This is a genomic window from Bradyrhizobium sp. CFUWI (assembly GCF_056429085.1).
Map to the genome: position 1 here is coordinate 1 of NZ_JBWJZE010000214.1, position 437 is coordinate 437.

Here is a 437-nt window from a genome sequence, read left to right on the forward strand (position 1 = left end):
GTTCCCGCAACCACATCAGCTTTTCCTGCCGGGACTCAGTCATCCATTTGTCGCTGTACTGCCACAGGAAGCGGGTACCTTTGGCCTGACGACGACTTTCAACAGGGAGGTGCGGATGTTCATTCTGGCGGGTTTTATCAACCACTTCGCCCAGTTGCTTCGCCACATGGAAGCGATCGAAGGCGATTTTCTCGACCGCATTGGGTAAATGGATACGCGCTGCTCTTATATAGCCCGCATTCATGTCCATCGACAGTGTTTTGATGGCCAACAACTGACTGTCAGTAAGCGAACGGAGATAGCTGGCAAGACTCTCTGTGCCACGATCATCGGTTAATGCCAGTGCCCGCCCGTCGCGATCAGATACCACGGTTATATACCTATGCCCTTTTTTAAAGGCGACTTCGTCTACATTCATATGACGCACTGATAAAGGC

At 51.5% G+C, this 437-nt stretch carries 1 protein-coding gene; it reads right to left on the bottom strand.

Annotated elements, in window-relative coordinates:
• The coding region (locus AC066S_RS39490) for a transposase (protein ID WP_478272010.1) at window positions 1-437 on the bottom strand (437 nt) is incomplete at both ends.